Consider the following 2,913-nt stretch of genomic DNA (forward strand, 5'->3'; position numbering starts at 1 on the left):
TTCGGTACTTAGGTGCAAAAACCACATGATATTTACAATTCCATCGCGTGTGCGCTAAGCTTTCTTCGTCCCAATTGGGACCCCCTTTCAATTCTTAATTAACTCTTACAGTTGCCAGACCACAAGACGTTTTTATCAAATTGAAAGGGGTTATAACTGACTTATAGCTGTAAGCTTTACGGAACCCCCAGCCTAGCTGGGGGTTTTCTCGATACAATAAAAAAGGCTAGATAACTAGCCTTTTCTTCCAATGTCCAATGTATCTTGAGCGATTAAGTGTCCAATGTATCTTGAGCGATTAAGATTACGCGTTGGAAATTTTCTTATGCCCTTCATCAAGGTGCACAAAATCAACCATATCATCACCAGACACTTGATACGCCTGGCCAAAGCCTTTCACATAAAGACCTTTTTCTACTTTCAATTGGAATAAAGCAAAGTCTTGCAGCTGGCTTAAGCCGTCAATGATCTCGCCAAAACGAGCTTGCATTTGGCCAATGACTTGCTGCCATAATGGCGTTTCACGTGGTACAACACTCGCAACGGCGTCAAACGTCAGCCGTTGACGGGCAAAAATCTGTTTTGATGAGCCTTCGTCTGCAATCATCATCAAGGAGACGTGCGGGTTCACCTCCAAGTTACGCGCATGACGAGCGATGTGCGAAATCAGCACAAAGTAACCTTCTTGGTTTTGTACAAATGGCGCGTAACTCACATTCGGACGGCCTTCCGCGTCCACTGTAGCCAATTGCAATGTACGGCGTTCTTGACGAAACTCTTGGATTTCAGGTTCCAATCGTCCTTGTAATCGCTCTTGTTTGATCTGCTGATCCATGACTTTCTCCTCGACCCTTTCGCATTGCGTTCAGGGCTTATCGTTATATCAATATTATTGGTTGGAATGAACGTCTTGTTGTAGTGCTTTAAAACGTGCGACTTGCTCTGCAATCAGTTCGCGCTTTTCATCTCGGCCTAGATAAATTTTAAAAATGTTATCGCCTTGCTCACTAAAGAAACCAAAGTAATGACTTTCACGTCCCATAAAAGGCTTGCTGACTAAAGCAACGTGTTGGATGGATTCCAACTTTAAGTGGCCGTGTAACTCGCCCTCTTTACCCATCAAGTTATAATAGCCACGAGCCAACTTCCCTTTTGGAAAAGGTGCTTTCACTTCAAATATAGAGCCAAAAGAGTGGACAATCGTTGTGACCATTCCCCAATCCGCTAATGATTCCAACAGCGATTGAGCTTGAGCACCATCAACAATCGCAACCATCTCTTTAGGCAATGCCTGCACCACTTCAAATTCGGTCACATCCAACTCTTGCGCCATCGCTGCCGGCAATAAGGTCGGTTGTTGCTCTAATAAAGAGGCCACTTTCTGTTCAAGTAAATCCATATTCATTTCCAGTTTGCTATCAGTGTTGAATCACTGTGTGTTAAATCCGTGCGTTCCGTAAATTCGTTATGTAAAACTTTAATGCATGATTGCGCCAAACTTACGGCCCAAAATCCACCCGCCAAAGTGGATACTAGATAATCCTCTTCTAGTTTAACTAAACCTGCCTGCTGCCAATGCTGAAGCAGCGGCGTTAGGTAGTCAAAGCAATCCAATCCCATAAAATTGGGTAAGGCTTTACGCGCTAACACGCCCCGGTCAAAGCCTGATTTAATCGCGGCAAAGACAGGCTCTAGTGCATGTTGTTTCATCATCATGGCGAGCGGAGGCTGTTGCTGTTTCATCGCTTCCATATACGCTTCAAGACTGCGATGCTGCATCATGCTGTATCCACCAACATTACCTCCTGCGCCGCAACCTACTGGCAACACCTCTGCAAAGGTTTTTGCTAGGCTGTTGTATTGGCTGCGCTCTCGGTTATCTTTCGCCCAATGGTTGACACTCAGCGACTTGAAATGGTGTTTGGCAAAAAATTGAACGCCAATTTGGTACATGCTGGCTTTGTCTGGTGTGGTAGCAGGGGCGGGTATTTTCCCTTTCTCAACCAAATTCAACATTGGTGCGCTACCTGAAACTAATAACTGATACAAATCGATACCCTGTGCCCCTGTGCTGACGAAGTCATGCAAATCTTGCTCGAAAACGTCCAAGGTTTGATAAGGCAAGCCATATAATAAGTCGAGAACAATGGGTGCTTCTTCTCTTTCACTCAAATTCGTGATGCGCTCTAACACGACTTCACGATCATCAAGACGTTTTGCACTGCGGCGAACTTGAGTATTAAAGCTTTGAATACCAAATGAAAAACGGTTGAACCCACCTTCAAGCGCACTCTCAAACATTTCATCACTGAAACGGTTAATACGCCCTTCTAAAGTGATTTCACAATCATTTGATAATGGATATAGACGACGAATGCTCTGGCCTAACTGCTGTATTTGTTGCGCTGAGAGATCGGTCGGTGTACCACCACCAATATAAACCGCATGAAATAAACCTGATTGTGTCCAAGCCAATTGGGATTTTTGCTCAAGCTCAAGCATCAACGCTAAGAAGTAATCATCGACTAAACTTCGACTCGCGGCATTTTGAAAGAAGTTACAAAATGTGCAGCGTACTCGGCAAAAGGGAATATGGATGTATAAACAGCGTTTATTGGCGCGCTCACTGCTCTGCGACGTTAATTGTTGCCATAATCGAGGTTGCTGCTCCGCACCAATGGGAGTCGCCACTCCTCCCGCATGAGCGGAGTGTTTTTGACCAAAAGCAAAACGCAGTGGGTCGTCTGTTCTCGCCCCCAAAACGGATTCATCATATTTATCTAAATTCATCACAATATTCATAGAAAACCTAGGCGTAATGAGAGGTTATTACGCGCATTCTTTAATTCATAAAATCATAATTTGATGCAAATGATAATGCAATTGATAATTGATCTTATTTTGATGTTGAGT

3 protein-coding genes are annotated in these 2,913 nt (G+C 44.0%); all 3 read right to left on the minus strand.

Translation table 11 applies throughout. The annotated features are described in order from the left end of the window. Positions 1-304 precede the first annotated feature (304 nt). The 3 genes from hutZ to hutW are packed head-to-tail and all read right to left on the minus strand — an operon-like array spanning position 305 to position 2,802. Positions 305-835: a heme utilization protein HutZ gene (gene hutZ, locus B9J84_RS01890; protein ID WP_013856737.1), complete on the minus strand. Its 531-nt coding sequence runs from the start codon at positions 833-835 to the stop codon at positions 305-307. A 54-nt stretch (positions 836-889) separates the two neighbouring features. Continuing rightward, positions 890-1,399 carry a heme utilization cystosolic carrier protein HutX gene (hutX, locus tag B9J84_RS01895; RefSeq protein ID WP_026028298.1) on the minus strand — a complete coding sequence of 170 codons (510 nt, stop codon included), beginning with the start codon at positions 1,397-1,399 and terminating at the stop codon, positions 890-892. Positions 1,400-1,401: 2 nt separating this feature from the next. Then, a complete protein-coding gene (gene hutW, locus B9J84_RS01900; RefSeq protein WP_094132597.1) occupies positions 1,402-2,802 on the minus strand; it encodes a heme anaerobic degradation radical SAM methyltransferase ChuW/HutW in 1,401 nt (466 codons plus the stop codon). Positions 2,803-2,913 lie beyond the last annotated feature (111 nt).

The organism is Vibrio sp. V03_P4A6T147 (assembly GCF_002241085.1).
In the GTDB taxonomy this organism is placed as follows: Bacteria; Pseudomonadota; Gammaproteobacteria; order Enterobacterales; family Vibrionaceae; genus Vibrio; species Vibrio anguillarum.